Annotated in this window: 19 protein-coding genes and 1 tRNA gene; 7 read left to right on the forward strand and 13 right to left on the reverse strand. The window is 60.9% G+C overall.

The features are described from left to right. Window positions 1–11: 11 nt before the first annotated feature. The 4 genes from DESLA_RS0110125 to DESLA_RS0110140 all read left to right on the forward strand — a co-directional run bounded on the left by DESLA_RS0110125 (window position 12) and on the right by DESLA_RS0110140 (window position 4079). The gene (locus DESLA_RS0110125) at window positions 12–212 is read left to right on the forward strand and encodes a DUF2905 family protein (RefSeq protein ID WP_028572353.1); all 201 of its coding nucleotides are present in this window, start codon (window positions 12–14) and stop codon (window positions 210–212) included. A gap of 55 nt (window positions 213–267) precedes the next feature. Continuing rightward, window positions 268–1854, forward strand: coding sequence for a glucose-6-phosphate dehydrogenase (gene zwf, locus DESLA_RS19910; protein WP_245590038.1), 1587 nt, complete (start codon window positions 268–270; stop codon window positions 1852–1854). 221 nt (window positions 1855–2075) lie between these two features. Next, on the forward strand, window positions 2076–3089 hold the full coding sequence (locus tag DESLA_RS0110135) for a DUF933 domain-containing protein (RefSeq protein ID WP_028572354.1): 1014 nt from the start codon (window positions 2076–2078) through the stop codon (window positions 3087–3089). 213 nt (window positions 3090–3302) lie between these two features. Then, the gene (locus tag DESLA_RS0110140; RefSeq protein ID WP_051434579.1) at window positions 3303–4079 is read left to right on the forward strand and encodes an RNA methyltransferase; all 777 of its coding nucleotides are present in this window, start codon (window positions 3303–3305) and stop codon (window positions 4077–4079) included. A gap of 53 nt (window positions 4080–4132) precedes the next feature. Here the strand turns inward: DESLA_RS0110140 and DESLA_RS0110145 are convergent, their stop codons facing one another. Then, window positions 4133–4687, reverse strand: a complete 555-nt coding sequence (locus tag DESLA_RS0110145; protein ID WP_051434580.1) for a C40 family peptidase — start codon at window positions 4685–4687, stop codon at window positions 4133–4135. 115 nt (window positions 4688–4802) lie between these two features. On the opposite strand from DESLA_RS0110145, the gene DESLA_RS0110150 reads away from it, so the two are divergent. Then, the gene (locus tag DESLA_RS0110150) at window positions 4803–5246 is read left to right on the forward strand and encodes an NfeD family protein (protein WP_156932926.1); all 444 of its coding nucleotides are present in this window, start codon (window positions 4803–4805) and stop codon (window positions 5244–5246) included. Between the two features lie 27 nt (window positions 5247–5273). On the opposite strand, the gene DESLA_RS0110155 is transcribed toward DESLA_RS0110150, so the two are convergent. The 12 genes from DESLA_RS0110155 to DESLA_RS0110205 all read right to left on the reverse strand — a co-directional run bounded on the left by DESLA_RS0110155 (window position 5274) and on the right by DESLA_RS0110205 (window position 16825). Then, on the reverse strand, window positions 5274–5717 hold the full coding sequence (locus DESLA_RS0110155) for a hypothetical protein (protein WP_028572358.1): 444 nt from the start codon (window positions 5715–5717) through the stop codon (window positions 5274–5276). 212 nt (window positions 5718–5929) lie between these two features. Next, window positions 5930–8143, reverse strand: a complete 2214-nt coding sequence (gene pnp, locus DESLA_RS0110160) for a polyribonucleotide nucleotidyltransferase (protein ID WP_028572359.1) — start codon at window positions 8141–8143, stop codon at window positions 5930–5932. 88 nt (window positions 8144–8231) lie between these two features. Then, window positions 8232–8501 carry a 30S ribosomal protein S15 gene (gene rpsO / locus DESLA_RS0110165; protein WP_028572360.1) on the reverse strand — a complete coding sequence of 90 codons (270 nt, stop codon included), beginning with the start codon at window positions 8499–8501 and terminating at the stop codon, window positions 8232–8234. A gap of 82 nt (window positions 8502–8583) precedes the next feature. Beyond that, window positions 8584–9528 carry a tRNA pseudouridine(55) synthase TruB gene (gene truB / locus DESLA_RS0110170; RefSeq protein WP_035261676.1) on the reverse strand — a complete coding sequence of 315 codons (945 nt, stop codon included), beginning with the start codon at window positions 9526–9528 and terminating at the stop codon, window positions 8584–8586. Window positions 9529–9560: 32 nt separating this feature from the next. Next, the gene (locus DESLA_RS0110175; protein ID WP_035262985.1) at window positions 9561–10565 is read right to left on the reverse strand and encodes a DHH family phosphoesterase; all 1005 of its coding nucleotides are present in this window, start codon (window positions 10563–10565) and stop codon (window positions 9561–9563) included. After that, on the reverse strand, window positions 10555–10890 hold the full coding sequence (gene rbfA, locus DESLA_RS0110180) for a 30S ribosome-binding factor RbfA (RefSeq protein ID WP_035261678.1): 336 nt from the start codon (window positions 10888–10890) through the stop codon (window positions 10555–10557). Before rbfA ends, DESLA_RS0110175 begins: the two co-directional genes overlap by 11 nt. Beyond that, window positions 10890–11228: a DUF503 domain-containing protein gene (locus DESLA_RS19915; RefSeq protein ID WP_051434581.1), complete on the reverse strand. Its 339-nt coding sequence runs from the start codon at window positions 11226–11228 to the stop codon at window positions 10890–10892. The genes rbfA and DESLA_RS19915 overlap by 1 nt, the downstream gene beginning before the upstream one ends. 13 nt (window positions 11229–11241) lie before the next feature. Continuing rightward, window positions 11242–14226 carry a translation initiation factor IF-2 gene (gene infB, locus DESLA_RS0110190; protein ID WP_028572364.1) on the reverse strand — a complete coding sequence of 995 codons (2985 nt, stop codon included), beginning with the start codon at window positions 14224–14226 and terminating at the stop codon, window positions 11242–11244. Then, window positions 14216–14644, reverse strand: coding sequence for a YlxR family protein (locus tag DESLA_RS22435; protein ID WP_337833218.1), 429 nt, complete (start codon window positions 14642–14644; stop codon window positions 14216–14218). The genes infB and DESLA_RS22435 overlap by 11 nt, the downstream gene beginning before the upstream one ends. After that, window positions 14526–16004, reverse strand: coding sequence for a transcription termination factor NusA (gene nusA, locus DESLA_RS19920; RefSeq protein WP_084032009.1), 1479 nt, complete (start codon window positions 16002–16004; stop codon window positions 14526–14528). The genes DESLA_RS22435 and nusA overlap by 119 nt, the downstream gene beginning before the upstream one ends. 151 nt (window positions 16005–16155) lie before the next feature. Continuing rightward, on the reverse strand, window positions 16156–16575 hold the full coding sequence (gene rimP, locus DESLA_RS0110200; protein WP_245590039.1) for a ribosome maturation factor RimP: 420 nt from the start codon (window positions 16573–16575) through the stop codon (window positions 16156–16158). A gap of 174 nt (window positions 16576–16749) precedes the next feature. Further along, a tRNA-Gly gene (locus tag DESLA_RS0110205) sits at window positions 16750–16825 on the reverse strand. Between the two features lie 108 nt (window positions 16826–16933). Here DESLA_RS0110205 and flgF point away from each other — a divergent pair. Both flgF and flgG read left to right on the forward strand, forming a co-directional pair. After that, the gene (flgF, locus tag DESLA_RS0110210) at window positions 16934–17710 is read left to right on the forward strand and encodes a flagellar basal-body rod protein FlgF (protein ID WP_028572366.1); all 777 of its coding nucleotides are present in this window, start codon (window positions 16934–16936) and stop codon (window positions 17708–17710) included. Between the two features lie 35 nt (window positions 17711–17745). After that, window positions 17746–18528: a flagellar basal-body rod protein FlgG gene (flgG, locus tag DESLA_RS0110215; protein ID WP_028572367.1), complete on the forward strand. Its 783-nt coding sequence runs from the start codon at window positions 17746–17748 to the stop codon at window positions 18526–18528. The last annotated feature ends 7 nt before the right edge of the window (window positions 18529–18535 follow it).

The following is an 18535-nucleotide window of genomic DNA, read 5'->3' on the forward strand; positions in this document are numbered from 1 at the left end:
CGACGGGGCGCATGTCCAAATTCCTGATCCTGATCACCGTCTTTCTCATCGTCACCGGCTTGTTCCGGCCGCTCCTCCGAAAACTCCGCCTGGGCAGACTTCCCGGCGATTTTCTGATTCAGCGAGGCAATTTTCGGCTCTACCTGCCCGTGACCAGTTCCATCCTGGTCGGCCTGGGCCTGACCGTTCTGATTTGGCTGTTTCGTCACTGACCGATCCCCGGCCCCACGCCGCGTCCCCGCCCCAATTCCTAACAGGAGCACTCCGATGACCAAGCAAGACCTTCGGGATCTGTTCGTCCAGACCTCCGTTCAGCCGGATTCCCGGTCAACCGTCGCCATGCCCGACCCCAGCCCCGGCACCGGTCGCCACCTGCCCCCATGCATCATCGTCGTGTTCGGGGCATCCGGCGACCTGGCCATGCGCAAGCTTTTTCCCGCCTTATACCACCTCCACGGCGGAGGCCACCTGCCGGACCATTTCGCCATTGTCGGATGCAGCCGGACCGAATTCGACGATCCCGGATTTCGCGACCAAGTCCGAAAATCCCTGCCATCTCCGGACAATGGCGACCAGGAGCGCCGCGACGCCTTTTTGCGATCCATCTGCTACCAGCAACTGCAATACGACAATCCGGACGACTACATGGCCCTGAGTCGCCGTCTCGAATCAGTGAGTAGCCTTTTCGGTACCCAGGGCAACACGCTGTTCTACCTGGCCGTTCCTCCGCAACTCTACCCAGAGATATCCACCCGGCTCGGTGAGAGCGGCTTGGCCCAGGAAAAAGACAGGACCCATGAATGGTCCAGGGTGGTCCTGGAAAAGCCCTTTGGCCACGACCTGGAATCGGCCAAAACGCTCAACGACGTGCTGCACCGACATTTCGATGAACACCAGATATTTCGCATCGATCACTACCTGGCCAAGGAAACCGTGCAGAACGTGCTCATGTTCCGGTTTGCCAACACCATTTTCGAGCCGCTCTGGAACCGCAACTACATCGAATACGTGGGCATCACCGCGGCGGAAACCCTGGGCGTGGAGAAACGGGCCGGGTACTACGAGCAGGCCGGGGTGCTCCGGGACATGTTCCAGAACCACATGATGCAACTGCTTTCCCTGGTGGCCATGGAACCGCCGGCCCGTTTCCAGGACGAGCCGGTCCGCGACGACAAGACCAAGGTCTTTCGCTCGTTGCGGCCTTTTGAACTCCAGGGCAAATTCAGCGACCTGGTCCTGGGCCAGTACGCCGCGGGTCGAATCGACGACAAAGACGTACCCGGGTACCGGGACGAGGAGAACGTCGCCCCGGACTCCCTCACCCCCACCTACGCCTTGCTGCGCTCCTATATCGACAACTGGCGCTGGCAGGGCGTGCCGTTCTACATCTGCTCCGGCAAGCGCCTGGCCAAAAAATTGAGCCGGATCATCATCCAGTTCAAGGACGTCCCCCACGCCATGTTCCGGCACATTCTCGGCGAGCAAATTTCCTCCAATCGTCTGATCCTGGGCATCCAGCCGGACGAAGTGATCAACCTCACCTTCCAGGCCAAGATTCCAGGAATGAACAACATCCTGCGTACCGTGACCATGAATTTTGACTACAACCAGGAGGGTAAGACCGTCATCAAGGACGCCTATGAAAAGGTGCTCATGGACTGCCTGCTGGGCGACCAGATGCTGTTCTGGCGTCAGGACGCGGTCCGGCTCTGCTGGGCCTACCTCACCCCGATCCTGGAACTGTGCGAGTCCTGCGGAGACCGGGCCAAACACCTCAACTTCTACCCGGCCGGCGGATGGGGACCGGAAGAGGTCGCCACGCTGTATCCTGATTATCTCAAAGACCACGCCTGACATATCGAAATCGAAAAAAGCAACTGTCGCCACCATGCATTGGATCCAGCCCGCTCAAGACCGATTTCGATCACGATTTCGATTTCGATCGCCATGAGGTACCGAGCCGGTCCGGATCCATGGGGCAATCCTGCCCTGGGCCGCGACGACGGAGCGGTCTTTGACAATCCACCCGGATGCCCCTAAGCCGCATCTGCATCGCAACCATTTGGGAGTCATCCATGAAAACTGCATTGATCGGATTTGCCGGGGCGGGCAAGAGCGAACTGTTCGCGGCCCTGGCCGGAGCGGCGGCCGTGCCCTCCGGGCGGGCCATGGTCAAGGTTCCTGAACCGCGCCTGAGGCCCCTGACCGAACTGTATAAACCACCCAAGATCACGTTTACGGAAATCGAACTGCTGGACCTACCCGGCGCGGCCGGGGCCAAGGGCGGGGGCCTGGGGGACCGGGTGCTCAACGAAGTCCGACCCTACGACTGCCTGCTCGCGGTCCTGGACGGCTTCTCCGGCGCGGCCGAGCCCCTGGACCAGCTTCAGGCCATGGAGGCGGACTTTCTGATCGCCGACTTGGCCGTCGTCGAAAAACGCCTGGAACGCATCGCCCAGGACAAGAAAAAGACCAAGCTTCTTCACGATCCGGAAGAGGAAGCGGCTCTGCTACAGGCCAAGGAACACCTGGACCGGGAGCGCCCCTTGCGGGAGAACGAGGCTCTGCTGGCCCTGCCCAAACTGCGCGGCTTCCGCTTCCTGTCGGCCAAGCCCGTGCTCTGGGCCTGGAACGTGGGTGAAGACAGGCTGGCCGACGTCACGGTCCCGGAAGCCGGTCCCGGAATGGTGCATATCGCCGTTTCCGCCCGCCTGGAAAGAGAGTTGGCCGAGTTGCAGGACGATGAGGAACGCCAGGCTTTCATGCAGGACCTGGGCATGAATCGCTCGGCCCTGGATCTGGTGGTCGGGGGAGTATACAACTTGCTCGGCTTGATCACCTTTCTTACTGCCGGAGAGAAGGAAGTCCGGGCCTGGCCCTTGCGGGCCGGCCAGCCGGCCCAGGAAGCCGCGGGCGTGATCCATTCGGACATCCAACGCGGCTTCATCCGGGCCGAAGTGCTGGGCTGGGAGGATTTCCTGGCCTGCAAGACCTTCAAAACCGCCAAGGAACGCGGCCTGCTGCGCCTGGAGGGCAAGGAATACGTCGTTCGGGACGGGGACATCATCGAGTTCCGGTTCAACGTCTAATACCAATTCCACTTCGTCAATGCGTTTTTCGCTTGAGAAAATGCAGTTATCGGGGTCGGCGTCGGGATCGGTATCGGGATCGATACTGTTTGTTCGCCAACAATCCTCATTCGACTCCGATACCGATTCCGATACCGACCCCGAATGAGAAGCTTTGAATTAGAAATGGACTAAGCCGATTGCCGGGATCAAATGCACCAGGAATCGCCTTCCATGCCTCTCGACCACGATCCCGCGGCGGCCCTGCTCCGTCAGCGCCTGGCCGTGGTCCTGTTTCGCCCCAAGTTCGCTGAAAACGTGGGCTCCACGGCCAGGGCCTGCCTGAACATGGGCTGTGAGCGGATTCTGTTGGCGGCGCCTCGGGACTACGCCCAGGAGCGGGCCAGGCCGCTGGCCACGGTCCACGCCGAGCCGCTCCTGGATCAGGCCCGGATCTTCGCGGACCTCCCCTCGGCACTGGCCCCGTTCACCCAGGTCTACGGCACCACGGCCCGCCTGGGCGGTCGGCGCGCGACCCTGCTCTCCCCGGCCCAGGCCGCCCGCCAAATCGTCGGACAAATTTTGGAAGGCCATGACGTGGCCCTGCTCTTCGGACCGGAAGACCGCGGGCTGACCAACGCCGAGATCGACCGCTGCTCCCACCTGATCTCCATTCCCACGGCCACGGCCACCGTCTCCTTGAACCTGGCCCAGGCCGTTTTGCTGATCCTCTACGAATGCCTGCAAGCCGCCCGAGGCGCACCGTCACCGATCCCCAAGCCCCTCCAAGCCGACTTCGTCGACCACGCCGAGCAGGAAGCATTATTCGCGGCCCTGCGACATCTCCTGACGGCGATCGACTTCCTCCCCAAGACGAACCCGAATTATGGGATGCTCAGGCTGCGCCGGCTCTGGCATCGTCTGGGAATGCGACGGAGCGAGTATGCCTTGCTGATGGGAATCTGCCGTCAGATGCAGTGGGCCTTGGGAAACAAAAAGAAAGAAGGGTGAAGACGGAGGGAGAGAGAAGAGAGAACTCGTGGAGCAAAAAGGACGTGACGACTTCAGAGAACCCGGCGTACGGCAATCAAACGTTGTTGCCAGTAGCTGGCGAACAGGCTTTCCTCCCGAACCCGTTGGCCCGGTCTAGGACTGTGGACGAAGGTGCCTCGTCCCGTGGCGATGCCCACGTGGTACGATCCCCGCATGCCAATGCGAAAAAAAACCAAATCTCCAGCCTGAAGCTGTCTCAAGGGAACCGAAACACCGGACCGCGCCTGCTCCCGCGCCGTGCGAGGCAATTCCACGCCATGCTTGCCAAAGATCCAGACCACGAGCCCGGAACAGTCAAACCCGCTGGTGGGGGACGTTCCTCCTCGGACATAGGGCCGCCCGTTCTTGCTCAAGGCGGTCTGGACCACGGACTCGGCCACGCTGCCGGGAATAGCGGGGCGGGGCGGCGGATGTCTGGCCCCGCAACCAGCCAGGGTGGCCAGGAAGGCAAGCGGCAAAAGCAGGACCGCGAGCCTTTGAAGACTCGTCCTGATATTCAGGCGGACCAGGAGAGTGAAAGCTCCCGACGCCGCGAAAGCGTTCTTGGAAATGGCGGAATTCCTCATGCGTTGGGGCGTTGTTTACGGCATATCCCAATTCAAGGCAAACCCGCGAGAACCGACTTGAGTTTGCCGCGTTCGTCTTCTATCTTCCCCTACTTTGGCCGAAAAAGCTTCGGCCTTGCCAAACCCGGTCAAACGTCGCGCCACCATGGAACACTGCCGCAGCAATCCCGCCTGGAGCAGAAAAACGCTGCTCCGATACGCTTTGTTCCAGGTTCCGGGCATCATCCTGGTCGGGGTCTTCTTGTGGGTGCTGCACGCGCTCCTGGGCGTCTCCGCAAGGATTGCCTGGGTGCTCCTGCTGCTCTGGTTGGTCAAGGACGCCCTGATGTTCTTTTTCGTCTGGCCGGCCTACCAGGGGAGTGAAGGCGATGGATGGTATTCCCTGGTCGGTTTGCGGGGCGAAGTCCGTCGTCCGCTCCGGCCCGAGGGCTATATTCGCATCCGCGGAGTGCTCTGGAAGGCCAGGGCCGAGGACCAAACCGCGCAGATCCCTCCAGGAACGCAGGTTGACGTGGTAGGCCGGGACGGCATTCAACTGATTGTCCGTCCCAGGCCGTGAATCTCTCCCTCGCCGATCACGCCACGACTATTCCGGTACGCACCACTCGGCTTCCCGCGCGTCCGCGAAGGCCAACACCCGCTCTTCACGCAGAAAATAGCAATACTCCACCGGCACGTAGGCCTGCCGCTCCGCATCCTTGAGGCTCATCCGCACCAGACCGACAAACCCCGCCAGGTTCACTTCCTGGACCGGGGCCACGCCTTCCGAAGGGGGGCGGACCACGATATTGCGCAGAACCAAGTCTCCGGGATAGGTGTCCGCGATATGCTCGATGACGATGTCGCGAAAAGCCGCGGGGAACGGACCGGGGTCCGCATGGTCCGGGTCAGCGGTCAGGGAAACGTGTCGCGTTCCGGATTGCGATTCAGGCTGATATCCGGGCTGTGTTCCGGGGGCACAGGCCAAAAGCCCTCCAAGCAGGATGGACAGGAGTACGGAGACGGATGCGACGAAGCGAAAAGCGGACATGGGAACCTCCGGAAGCGATACGGTTGAAGGTGGCGTGAAGACTCCGCCCCAGGCCGGCGTCAGGCCGAGGTCCTCGCGCCGACGCGGCATATTGCCCAATACGCAACACTTTCAACAAGAGCAATCGTCCACCAATGAAAAAAGGCGCATAACGCGCCTTTTTTCGATCCTGAACGGTGCTTGCACCGTCAAGCTTTCGTTCAATCAAGCTGCTACCGACGACCGCGATCGCCACGACCCCGATCATCCCGGCCCCGGCCGCCGTCGCGGCGTGGGCCGCCGGAAGGCCGGGCCGCGGAGGACATGTCGAAGACCTCGCCGCGCTCTTCCATGATCACGGCCTTGCGGGACAGGCGGACCCGACCCGAAGATTCCACCTCGATCACCTTGACCTTCAGTTCCTGACCGAGTTGGACCACGTCCGCCACTTCCTCCACCCGCGACGTATCCAGTTGGGAAACGTGCACCAGGCCTTCCACTCCGGGCAGGATCTCCACCACCGCGCCGAATTCGATGATCTTCTTGACCCGACCGGTGTAGTCCTTGCCGATTTCCGGAACCTGATTGTAGAACGTGACCATTTCCACGGCCATGTCCAAGGCGTCCTTGGTCGGAGCGAAAATGGATATCTTTCCGGAATCGTCGATATCCACGGAAGCCCCCGTGGCCGCGGTGATCGCCTTGACGGTCTTGCCGCCGGGGCCGATGACCTCGCGGATCTTTTCCGGGTTGATGTGCACCACGCTGAGTTGCGGGGCGTAGGGCGAAAGCTCCGTCCGGGGCTTGTCCAGCACGCCGTTCATTTCCTTGAGAATATGCAGCCGGGCATCACGAGCCTGCTCCAAGGCCCTGCTGAGCACGTCCGTGGGAATTCCGGCGATCTTGATGTCCATCTGGATCGCTGTGATGCCCTCGGCGGTCCCGGCGACCTTGAAGTCCATGTCTCCGAGATGGTCCTCGGCACCAAGGATGTCCGTCAGGACCAGGTAATCCTCGCCTTCCTTGATCAGGCCCATGGCGATCCCGGCCACGGGTGCCGAAATAGGCACGCCCGCATCCATCAACGAAAGGGATGCGCCGCAGACAGTGGCCATGGACGAAGAACCGTTGCTCTCCATGACCTCGGAAACGATGCGCAGAGTGAACGGGTAATCCTCGGGCTGGGGCAGGACCGGGGTCAGGGCACGCTCGGCCAGTTGTCCATGGCCGATCTCCCGACGGCTGGGGCCGCGCAGCATCCGGGCCTCGCCAACACAATAGGGCGGGAAATTGTAGTGCAGCATGAACCGCTTGGTGCTCCCCCCGGCCAGAGTGTCCAGGCGCTGCTCGTCCCGGGTGCTGCCCATGGTGGCCACGGCCAGAGCCTTGGTTTCACCGCGGGTAAACAGGGCCGAACCGTGGGTTCTGGGCAACAGACCGACCTGGATGTCGATGGGCCGAACCGTGGTCAGATCCCGACCATCCAGGCGGATGTGCTCGCGGTGAATCCGGGCGCGCATCACCTCTTTCTCCAGGACTTCCATGATTTCGTCCACCTGGGAGCCCACGGCCTGGATGTCCACGCCTTTTTCCACCAGGGCTTGGATCACTTCCTGATGCACGGCCTTCTGGGCTTCCTTACGCGCGGCCTTCACCGGAATCTGCAGAGCGGTTTCCAGTTTGCCCTGGGCCAAATCGCGGACCATGGTGGTCAGGTCCGGATCAATGATGGTCAGTTTGGGCGCGATCTTGGGCTTGCCGATCGCGTCCCGCATCTCGTCCTGCAGGTCCAGCAGGGGAATGACCTGCTGCTGACCCCACTCCAGGGCCTTGGCGATCAGGGATTCCGGAACAAAGGTCGCCCCGGCTTCCACCATGACCACGGCGTCGCGGGAAGCGGCCATGACCAGATTCAAGGTGCTTTCCGTCAAATCCTTGAAGCTGGGATTCAGCACGAACTCACCGTTGATGCAGCCGACCCTGATTCCGGCGATGGGCCCCAGGAAGGGAATCCGGGAGATGTGCAGGGCCGCGGAAGCGCCGGTGAGCGCCAGGACGTCCGGGTCGTTGTCCGGGTCTGCCGATAAAACCGTGGCGATGACCTGGATTTCCATGGGAAATTTTTTCGGGAACATGGGCCGGATGGGTCGGTCGATGACTCGGGATACCAGAGTTTCCCGGTCGCTGGGACGGCCGATCTCTCTCCGGAAAAAGTTTCCGGGGATCTGGCCCGCGGCATACGACATTTCCTGATAATTCACGGTCAAGGGCAGGAACGAAACTTCCCGGTCCAGGGCCTGGGCCACGGCCGTGACCAGCACGACGGTGTCGCCGCACTGCACCCAGACGGCGCCGTCGGCCTGATTGGCCATTCTTCCGGTTTCAATGATGAATTCCTTGCCGTTCAGGTTCGTCGACAGGCGTGTGCAGTTCATGAGATCATTCATAATACGTAGACATATCCTTGGCTGAAAAGAAGTGAACGGAGCCCCGGCAAGGCGATGGCCGCCGGGGCTCCAAAGGCATGCGCGAAAACTACTTGCGCAGTTTGAGTCGTTCGATCAGATCGCGGTAACGCTGCACGTCCTTCTTCTTGAGGTAGTTCAGCAGTCCCCTGCGCTTCCCGACCAGCTTCAACAGCCCGGTCCGGGAGTGAAAGTCCTTTTTGTGGGTCTTGAAATGCCCGGTCAATTCGTTGATGCGGTGGGTCAACAGGGCCACCTGCACCTCGGGCGAACCAGTGTCGCCCTCCTTCAACCGGTACTCCTCGATCACTTTGGCTTTATCTTCGATACTCATGACCACAGCGGATTCCTCCTTGTTTGTTCCCTTCGGGAAATGATTCGGGTCCCGGAAAACGACTCGCGTTCGGCTCCGGGTCCTGGGGCTAAAACAAGCCGCGCAGGATGGTCCATTGCAACAAGCCGTCCGCTTCGCGCGACTCGACCAAGGCCAGAGGCTGTTCCCGGTCATCCAGAAACAAGGCCCTCGTGCCCGGAGCCGGAGGCTGTTCGCCCTGCGGGCCATTGCCGGAAAAATTCCAGGGCAATCTTCCGCCATGACGGACGATCCGGGCCTGCTCCGGAGAAAGGATATGTTGCGAAAAATGCGGCAAGGCATCCCGCAACGCGATCACTTTCCCCGAAAACGACTCCGGCTCCTCCAACACGGCCTGGAGGCCGTGGGCCTGGTCAAGGGCGAAGGGATGGCTGCGCTCCCGGATCAACTCTTCCAGCACGGCCCCGCAGTGCAGGCGTTTCCCCAGGCTGTGGACCAGGGAACGGATATAGGTGCCGGCGGAACACTCCACCCGGAAGCGCACCAGGGGAAGGTCCATGGAAAGAACCTCCGCCTGAAAAATTTGAATCGGTTTTCGTTTCACCGGGACGTCCCGCCCGGATCGACTCAGGGCATACAACGGCTTGCCCTGGTGTTTGGCCGCGGAATAGGGAGGCACCTCCTGCTCGGTGAGCCGCTCCCACTCCAGAACGGCGGCGCGTATTCGCGGGGCGTCCGCCTCCGCGGGGTCAATGGAGTTCAAAACCTTTCCCAAAATGTCGTAGGTATCGGTTTCAACGCCCAAACGCAACACGCCCTGGTACAGCTTGCGACCCTCCGTCAGATAGGAGGCGATTTTCGTGGCCTGGCCCAGAAGGACCAGCAAGACTCCCTGGGCCAACGGATCCAGGGTCCCGGCATGACCGATCTTCCGCTGCCCCAGGGTGCGCTTGATCCGTTCCAGGCACTGCGTGGACGAGGGCCCGGACGGCTTGTTCAGGACCAGCACGCCGTGGGCTTGGTCCGGTTTTCGCGTCAAGGTCTCGGAATCCATTCGTTGGACAGGTTCCATACGAGGCGGAGACGTCACAATGCGGCGGAAGGATTTTTATCCGCCAAGGCGAAATACTGACGGACCATCCGCACCAGAAGTGCTTCCGCGTCCTCCAGGGGATGATGCAATTCGCCGCCGGAGGCGTTCTTGTGTCCACCACCGCCCACGGAGGAAGCGATTTCCTCCACATCCGTGTCACCGGAGGAACGAAGGCTGAATTTGATCTTGCGGGGCTCGTCTTCGCGCAGGCTGACCGCGATTTGCACCCCCTTGACCCGCCGGATGTAGTCCACCATGTCGTCGCAATCCTCGATGGTGGCTTGTCGCTCGTCGCGAAAGGTCTTGGGAATGGAAAGCACCCCGATTCGCCCGTCATCGAACAATCTGGCCCGACTCAGGACGTCGCCCATCAGCTTCAATCGGTTTAACCGCCACTGGTTTTGCAACAGGGCGTTGAACCGTCCTGGATTCAGCCCTTGTCGGATAATGGTCGCCGCCAGCTCCAGCACCTTGGGTCCGGTATTTTCGTAGCTGAAGGATCCCGTGTCCGTGGTCAAAGCAAGGTAAACGGCTTCACCCAGAGGACCGCTCAGGGGGATGTCCAATTCCTGAGCCAGGTAACCGATCATCTCCCCTACGGAGGACCGATCCGGCTCCACCAGGTTCACCGCGCCGAAATCCCGGTTGCTGACATGGTGGTCGATGTTGATCGTGCGCTCCAGAGGCAGGCGGCCGGCCAAGTCCTTGCCCACACGCTTGACGTCGCCGCAGTCCAGCAGAACATACCATCGCGGTTCCCAGTCCGGATAAACCTGTTGCAAGGGCTGGGAGAAGCGCAACCAGGAGAACCGATCCGGCACCGGGGACTCGTTGTACAGCCAGTACGTTTTGCCCAGTGCCTTCAGCAGCCATCCCAGGGCCACTGTGGAGCCCAGGGCATCGCCATCCGGATTGTTGTGCCCGGCCACCAGAAAATTGTCGCCTTCGCGCAACAGGCGCAACACACGGGCCCAACTGTCCGCCGTACTACCTTTCATGGTGACCGTCATAAACCATGTCCTCCAGAAAGATGTCCCGTTCGAAGCGCAGATCCGGGGTGGAGCGCAGATTCAGGCGTTTGCCCAGCAAGGTGCGCAGATATCCCTTGGCCTTGCCCAGGGAGACGGCGATTTCCTCCAGCCGGACCGGATCATCGGTACAGGTATAGAACACCTTGGCGATGCTTAGGTCTGAGTTGAGCCGTACCCCGCTGATGGTGACCAGTTCCAGCCGGGGGTCCTGGATCTCCTCCTGGAGCAACTGAGCCAGTTCCCTCTGGATCATGTCCGCGAGGCGAATTGATCGCCGGGACGGACCGCGCATTACCATGAGCCTCCTTCCAGCAGGTCCGCGCGGATATCTCCGGGGTCCTGCGTTGATCGAAATATTTCCGTGTTGCCCTGGACGAATTCCACCGGCGCGGCAGCCTCGGCCAGGGACATGGCCTTGTGCAGCCGACTTTCAACCCGGGCCGCGTCGTTGGAAATCGTGACAGCCCCAAGGATCAGCCGTTCATGCTCGTCCATGGCCTCCACTTCGGACACGGCGAGATTGAACTTGTTGCGCAGCTTTTGTTTCAGACTCTGGGCCACCTTGCGCTTGCCCTTGAGGGAGTCGTTCCCATGCAGCCGGAACTCCAACCGCAGGACGCCGATGATCATGGGGCGGACATGCTCACAGCGTCGCCGCTTCCGAGACTTCCTCAAAAGCCTCGATCACGTCGCCGACCTTGATGTCGTTGAAGTTGGCCAGCCCCACGCCGCATTCAAAGCCCTTGAGCACTTCCTTGGCGTCTTCCTTAAAGCGCCTCAGCGAGCTGAGTTTGCCGGTGTAGATCACCACGCCCTCGCGCAGCAGACGAATCTTGGCGTTGCGCAGCAGCTTGCCGTCCATCACCGCGCACCCGGCCACCATGCCGATCTTGGGCACGCTGAAGGTCTGGCGAACTTCGGCCTGCCCCAGGTAGGACTCCCGGATAATCGGCGAGAGCATTCCGGTCATGGCGTCACGGATGTCGTTCACCAGGTTGTAGATGATGTCGTAAAAGCGGATTTCCACGCTCTCGGACTCGGCCACTTCCTTGACCTTGGCCACGGGCCGGACGTTGAAGCCGATCACGATGGCCGAAGAGGCCGCGGCCAGCATGACGTCGGATTCGGTGATGGCCCCGGCGCCGGAGTGGACGATCCGCACCCGGACCTCGTCCGTGGACAGCTTGAGCAGGGACTCGGAGACCGCCTCGGCGGACCCCTGCACATCGGTCTTGATGACCAGATTCAGGAACTTGGCCTCGCCGGCCGCCTTGGAGGCCAGGAAGCTGTCCAGGGTGACCTTGGTGGCCTTGGCCAGGGCCTTTTCGCGCTCCTTGGTCATGCGGGACTGGGCGATCCGGCGGGCGATTTTTTCATCCGCCACCACCACGAATTCGTCCCCGGATTCCCCCAGACCGTCAAAGCCTTGCACTTCCACCGGAAAGGCCGGACCGGCTTCCTTGATCTTCTTGCCCTTGTCGTCGAACATGGCCCGGACCTTGCCCTGGTACAGGCCGCAGACAAAGACGTCGCCGTCGCGCAGGGTCCCTTCCTGGATCAACACCGTGGCCACCGGCCCGCGGCCCTTGTCCAGACGGGCTTCCACGATCCGCCCCCGGGCTCGCTTGGTCGGATTGGCTTTGAGATCCAGAACCTCGGCCTGGAGCAGAACCATTTCCAGCAGTTCGTCCAGACCGATGCGCTGTTTGGCCGAGACGTTGGCGAAAATCGTGTCTCCGCCCCAGGCTTCGGCCAGCAGCCCCATTTCGCTCAACTCGCGGATCACCCGTTCCGGGTTGGCGTCTTCCTTGTCGATCTTGTTCACGGCCACGACGATGGGCACCCCGGCGGCCTTGGCATGGTTCACGGCTTCCTTGGTCTGTTCCATCACGCCGTCGTCCGCGGCCACCACCAGGATGACCAGGTCCGTGACCTGAGCTCCACGGGCACGCATGGCCGTGAAGGCTTCGTGACCGGGCGTGTCCAGAAAGGTCACCGCGCCGCGATTGGTCTCCACGTGATACGCGCCGATATGCTGGGTGATCCCCCCGGCCTCGCCCTTGGTCACGTTGGACTCGCGGATGGCGTCCAACAGAGAGGTCTTGCCGTGGTCCACGTGGCCCATGATGGTCACAACCGGAGAACGCGCCACGAGATCTTCCGGCTTGTCCTCTTCACGGATGTGCGTGAACCCTTCTTCCATGAACCCGACCTGCTCCACCTCGTAGCCGAACTCCGCGGCCACCAAGGTCGCCGTATCCATGTCGATGGATTGGTTGATGGTGGTCATCACGCCCATGGAAAACAGGGTCTTGATGATCTCCTGGGCCTTGAGCCCCATCTGCTTGGCCATCTCCGAAACCCGGATGGCCTCTTCCATGCGGATTTTACGCTTGGCGGCCTTGATCGGCTGGGTTCCGGCCTGACCGGCCTGACCTTCGGCTTCGTGACGAAACTTAGGGCGCGACCGCTTGGCCCGGAACTTGCCGCCGGTCCGATCCTGAACCGGAGTGGTTTTCTTCTTTTTCCAGGACGGATCACCGCGGTCCTGTTCTCCGAGCACCGTAGGCTGGGTGATCTCCACAGTGCGTTTGCCCTTTTTCTTCTTCTTCCGATCCGAGGCGCTATCGCCCTGCGCACCGGCGTCCGCCCCGGCCCGGGCAGGCGCTTCCGCAGCGCCGGGCGTCCGAACCGGAGTGGGGGTGTACGGCTTGCTTTCGGGCTTATAGGAAAAGTCCGGCTTGGCTTCCGGCTTGGAAATGATCCGCACCTGCGGTCCGCTCTGGATCAACGGCTCGCGCTTCCGCGGTTTCCGCTTCTTCGCCTTTTCACCGACGGCTTCCGATGCAGCCGCATCGGACTCTTCGCCGGTGGCCGCCTCGGCGGGAGCCGCGGCTTCCACGTCCTCAGTTTTTGCATCACCCGTCGCATCCTCGCCGGATACGAATCCGTCGTCGGACGTGACGCCCTCCGTCCGTGTATCCACCGTACCGGAAACATCCGACACATCCGGCATATCCGACACATCCGGCACATCCGGCATATCCGACACATCCGGCACATCCTGCGCGGCTGGAGTATCCGACGCAACACGCGCCGCCGTCTCTTCGGAGGCAGGTGTGGAAGGGGCATCCGCCCCGACTTCTTCTGCGCCTGGTTCTTTCATGTCCGGGGCGACAGGCTCTTCGGATGTGCCGATAATCCGTGCCGGGGGAGCGTCCACGGTCTTTTTTCCAGCCCGACGCTGAGCCGGCGCAGCGGCCTCGGTCGCATCCTCAGCTTTCTCCGCCGCTCCCTTGACCGCATCCTGCTCCAAACCATCCGTTCTCTCGGGAGCCGGGACATCCTCGGGCTGATCTCCGGAGGCGTCCGAAGCTTCCTGGGCGTCCGGCTTGGCGACCTTCCGTCGCCGCCGCAAAATGACCCCGGGTTGGATCTCCCGCTGCTGAACATCGACAGGGGCGTCCTTGCGCTGCATTCTCTCTCGAACCTGGGCGGCCTCCTCTTCGGAGATGCTGCTGACATGGCTTTTCACCGGGATGTCCAGCTCGCGCAAGACTTGCAGCAATTCCTTATTGCTGACCCCAAGTTCAGAAGACAATTCCATAATGCGTATCTTATTGGCCATGCATTTCTCCCTTGCACCGCTTCCGACGTTTCCCTGTCGACGTCAATTTATCTAAACATAATAAATGATTGCATACATAAAACCCCCGCCCGGGCAATTGCTGGCGGAGATCAACAAGAGCCCCTTGATCCGAGTTGCGCACGAAACGGCGCAACTCGATCTTGGGAGCTTTCCGGCGGCAGACGACGCACGTCCGTAGGGGCACGTGCCCGACGCGTTTTTCCGGCTGGTCTGCCAATGGGTCTCCCAAAGATTCTCCTAAAAGTTCTCCGGAAGAGCCGTTGGCCGCCCCTTGCGACTCATTCTCGATCACGCTCCGCCTCGGGATCCGCGCTTGGGTCCGTCTCCCCGACGAAAGCGACTTCAGCCCCTTCGATGAAAGCTGCTTCAGTCTCTTCGTTCGCATCAGCGGATTCATCCGCATCTTCCCCGGACTCGCCTTCGGATTCTGCCTCATCGAGATCAGGATCAGCAACCGCCTCCGAAACGGAGTCGGCGGCCTCTTCGTCGCTCTCGCGGTCCTCGCTCTCATCGTCTTCAGGACGTTCGATCAAGCCAAGGAAATTGATGGCCGAACGGACATCGGCGACCTTGGCCTCGTCCAGTCCCTGAATCGTCAACAACTGCTCGTCGTCGGCCTCGGCCACGGCCGTGGGGCTGTTGAAGCCGGCGGCCAAAAAGGCTTCCAGAGGCACTTCGGCCACGCTGACCAATTGCTCCAGGCCCTGCCGATCCTTGTACATGGTCCCGTAGCGACTCTCCGTAAAAATATCGATCTTCCAACCCAACAGTTTGGCGGCCAACTTGACGTTCTGTCCCTTGCGCCCGATGGCCAGGGTAAGCTGATCGTCCGGGACCACGACTTCCAGGACGCCGTCCTCCTCGTCCACGGTAATCCGGGAAATCCTGGCCGGGGACAAGGCGTTCACGGCGTAGGTGGTGATCTCCGGGCTCCAGACGATGATGTCGATCCGCTCGCCGCGCAGTTCCTGGACGATATTCTGGATTCGCGAACCGCGGACCCCGACGCAGGCGCCCACCGGATCCACGTCGCGATCCGTGGACATCACCGCCACCTTGGCTCGGCTACCCGGGTCCCTGGCCACGCCCATGATCCGCACGAAGCCATCTCCCACTTCCGGCACTTCGCGATGAAACAACACGGTCAGGTAATCCGGGTGCGACCGGGAAACAATGATCTGCGGGCCGCGCCCTTCCTTGCGCACGTCGAAAAGCAGGGCCTGAATTTGATCCCCGCGCCGGAACCGCTCCTTGGGAATCTGCTCTTCCTTGGGCAACAAGGCCTCGGTTCGGCCGAGGTTGATGATCCAGCCGGAACGATCCCGGCGCTGGATGGACCCGCTGACGATCTCCCGCTTGCGGTCCTTATATTCCTCGTAAATGATTTCCTGCTCCGCCTCACGCATCCGCTGGATGATGACCTGCTTGGCGGACTGGGCGGCGATCCGGCCCAGGTCTTCCACTTTCAGTTCAAAACCGAGTTCGTCATCCAGCTGAACATTAGGGTCGTGATGCTTGGCGTCCTCAAGCAGAATCTCGCTGACCGGATCGACGACCTCTTCCACCACCCGCTTGAACTGATAGACGTCGAAGCCGCCCTTGTCCTCGTTGAAGGAGACCTCGATATCCACATCTTCGCCCAACTTTTTGGTCACCGAGGACCGCACGGCCCGTTCCAGGGTGTCAATGAGAAGATCCTTGTGGATTCCTCTGTCTTTACTGATTTGCTCAATGGCCTTGCGCAGTTCGGCGCTCATCTCATCCTCCAGGATAATATCAGGGCCGGGGCCGTTTCGCGCCTCCGGCCGACAACAATTATCATTGTTTTCGGCAATCCTTCATATGTGTCGAAACCCTGCGCCGATTCACAAAGCCCTCTCCGTACCGGAGTCGTCCGGCGGGTTCGGGTCAAAACGCATGGATCAAATGAATCTTCTTTATTTGGTCCCAATCCAACGCAATCGGTGCGCCGTTTTCCACAAGCGTGACCATCGGGCCGTCCACCGCGGACAGTTCGCCGCGACAGGTTTTGCGTCCTTCCAGCGGTTCATGGAGCTGGGCCTGGACGGTCCGCCCAAGGTAGCCTTGGAGTTGCTCCGGCTTGAAGAACCGACGCTCCAGGCCGGGCGAGGAGACCTCCAGGTTAAAAGCGCCGGGAAGTCGCTCGTCGATTTCCAGAGCAGGGCCAAGCTGGCGGCTGACCATGGCGCACTGATCAATGGTCGCTCCGCTCTCCGCATCGATATAGATGCGGATCAACGCCTTGCGGCCCAGGGGCAGATACTCCAACCCCCAAAGTTCCAGGCCGAGGCCGTGAACAACGGGCAAAACCAATAACTCCAGATGGCGAAGGATTTCTTCCGACCGAGCGCGGGAAGAAGGGGGAGAAGTCTGCATGGCTGTCTAAAAATCCCAAAAAAAAAGTGGACCACATGGCCCACCCCGTTCGTCGTCTCTGCTGCGCGGCCGGGCCGCTACCGATCAGGATGCTGCGAATAAAGATGGAGCGGGCGACGGGAGTCGAACCCGCGACACCAAGCTTGGGAAGCTTGTACTCTACCAGCTGAGCTACGCCCGCCCGCGAAACGCAATCGTTCATATGCTCAAGGGCCCAGAACTTGTCAAGCATCCAGACCAGAAAAAATGGCTTGGAATTTGCTTGCATCCAAAACCAGGAGGAATCGCGATGCAGACCAGTATGTATAACGCCCTGTTCGGCGCCCTGACCCAGGAACACCGCTTGGCAAATACCGCCAACAATTTGGCGAACGTGAACACCACGGGCTACAAGCGTGAAACCATGGCCTTTCGGGACGTCTTCATCCGTTTCGGCCACGGCATGCTGGACCCCATTTCCGCCATCAACGAAAAATCGCTGCTTCCTGTCCCGGACGAAATGGCCCAGAACCGGATCGCCCTGACCCACATCGACTTTGCTCAAGGATCGGCCAAGGAGACCGGCAATCCGTTGGACGCGGCGCTTCAAGGCGAAGGCTTCTTCAAAGTCCGCACCCTGGAGGGAGATTTCTACACCCGCAACGGCAACTTCCGCCTGACCCCGGGCGGCGAGTTGGTCACGGGGCAAGGCTTCCCCGTGCTCGTGGACGGCGGCCCCGTGAACCTGGAGCCCAACGCCCGGATCGTCATCGGTCCCGATGGAGCAATCCAGGCCAATGGCGAGCCCGTAGGCAATTTTGACCTGGTGACCTTTGAAAATCCACAGGTATTGGAAAAACTGGGCCAAAACATGTTCCGACTCCGTCCCGGAGTCCAGGCCGCCGAACTGCCCGCGGACAACGCCACCGTGATGCAGGGCTACCTGGAAGGGGCGAATGTGGAAGTGGTCAGCGAAATGGTCAACATGATCGAGGCCCACCGCAGTTTCGAAGCCTACCAGAAGGTGATGCACACGGCCCAGGAAGCGGACCAGAAGGTCATCCGGGAAGTGGCTTCACCCCGATAGCAATAATACACTGAAATAGATGGAGGAAAACCTCAATGATGCGCTCTCTATGGACGGCGGCCTCGGGCATGATGGCCATGCAGATGAACATCGACGTCACGTCCAACAACCTGGCCAACGTCAGCACCACGGGCTTCAAAAAAAGCCGGGCCGAATTCGAAGATTTAATGTACCAGACCATGAAGATCGCCGGGGCGGCCAATGCCGCCGGAGACCGGATTCCCACCGGGCTTCAGGTGGGCATGGGGGTTCGCCCCGTGACCGTGCACAAGGAATTCACCACCGGGTCTTTCCAGAACACCGGCAACCCCTTGGATCTGGCCATTGAAGGCGACGGGTTCTTCCAGGTGGATGTGAACGGCGAGTTCGCCTACACCCGGGCCGGGGCCTTCAAATTGACCAACGAAGGTCAGGTGGTCACGGCCAACGGCTACGCCCTCCAGCCGGAGTTCATCGTGCCCCAGGATACCCAGAACATCGTGGTCACGGAAAACGGACGCATCGTGGCCATGGACAGATTCGGCGAGGAGTTGGCCGGTGCGGACATCCCCTTGTTCACCTTCGTCAACCCGCCCGGCCTGAACAGCATCGGTCGAAATATGTTTCTGCCCACCGAAGCATCAGGAGATCCCATTGAGGGGGTTCCCGGCGAGGAAAACGTCGGTACTATTGCCCAGGGTTTTCTGGAAGGCTCCAACGTGGACATGGTCGAGGAGATGGTTCGGCTGATCACCGGCCAGCGGGCCTATGAAATCAACTCCAAGGCCATCCAGACCTCCGACCAGATGCTCCAGACCGCCACGCAGCTTAAGCGGTAGTTTTAGT

Source organism: Desulfonatronum lacustre DSM 10312 (assembly GCF_000519265.1).
GTDB lineage: Bacteria > Desulfobacterota > Desulfovibrionia > Desulfovibrionales > Desulfonatronaceae > Desulfonatronum > Desulfonatronum lacustre.

What these genes read in the sequence shown, in the direction of transcription:
- DESLA_RS0110125 (WP_028572353.1), top strand. Translation starts at nt 12, where the DNA reads ATGTCCAAATTCCTGATCCTGATCACCGTCTTTCTCATCGTCACCGGC.
- zwf (WP_245590038.1), top strand. Translation starts at nt 268, where the DNA reads ATGACCAAGCAAGACCTTCGGGATCTGTTCGTCCAGACCTCCGTTCAG.
- DESLA_RS0110135 (WP_028572354.1), top strand. Translation starts at nt 2,076, where the DNA reads ATGAAAACTGCATTGATCGGATTTGCCGGGGCGGGCAAGAGCGAACTG.
- DESLA_RS0110140 (WP_051434579.1), top strand. Translation starts at nt 3,303, where the DNA reads ATGCCTCTCGACCACGATCCCGCGGCGGCCCTGCTCCGTCAGCGCCTG.
- DESLA_RS0110145 (WP_051434580.1), bottom strand. Translation starts at nt 4,687, where the DNA reads ATGAGGAATTCCGCCATTTCCAAGAACGCTTTCGCGGCGTCGGGAGCT.
- DESLA_RS0110155 (WP_028572358.1), bottom strand. Translation starts at nt 5,717, where the DNA reads ATGTCCGCTTTTCGCTTCGTCGCATCCGTCTCCGTACTCCTGTCCATC.
- pnp (WP_028572359.1), bottom strand. Translation starts at nt 8,143, where the DNA reads ATGAATGATCTCATGAACTGCACACGCCTGTCGACGAACCTGAACGGC.
- truB (WP_035261676.1), bottom strand. Translation starts at nt 9,528, where the DNA reads ATGGATTCCGAGACCTTGACGCGAAAACCGGACCAAGCCCACGGCGTG.
- DESLA_RS0110175 (WP_035262985.1), bottom strand. Translation starts at nt 10,565, where the DNA reads ATGAAAGGTAGTACGGCGGACAGTTGGGCCCGTGTGTTGCGCCTGTTG.
- rbfA (WP_035261678.1), bottom strand. Translation starts at nt 10,890, where the DNA reads ATGCGCGGTCCGTCCCGGCGATCAATTCGCCTCGCGGACATGATCCAG.
- DESLA_RS19915 (WP_051434581.1), bottom strand. Translation starts at nt 11,228, where the DNA reads ATGATCATCGGCGTCCTGCGGTTGGAGTTCCGGCTGCATGGGAACGAC.
- infB (WP_028572364.1), bottom strand. Translation starts at nt 14,226, where the DNA reads ATGGCCAATAAGATACGCATTATGGAATTGTCTTCTGAACTTGGGGTC.
- DESLA_RS22435 (WP_337833218.1), bottom strand. Translation starts at nt 14,644, where the DNA reads ATGAATCCGCTGATGCGAACGAAGAGACTGAAGCAGCTTTCATCGAAG.
- nusA (WP_084032009.1), bottom strand. Translation starts at nt 16,004, where the DNA reads ATGAGCGCCGAACTGCGCAAGGCCATTGAGCAAATCAGTAAAGACAGA.
- flgF (WP_028572366.1), top strand. Translation starts at nt 16,934, where the DNA reads ATGCAGACCAGTATGTATAACGCCCTGTTCGGCGCCCTGACCCAGGAA.
- flgG (WP_028572367.1), top strand. Translation starts at nt 17,746, where the DNA reads ATGATGCGCTCTCTATGGACGGCGGCCTCGGGCATGATGGCCATGCAG.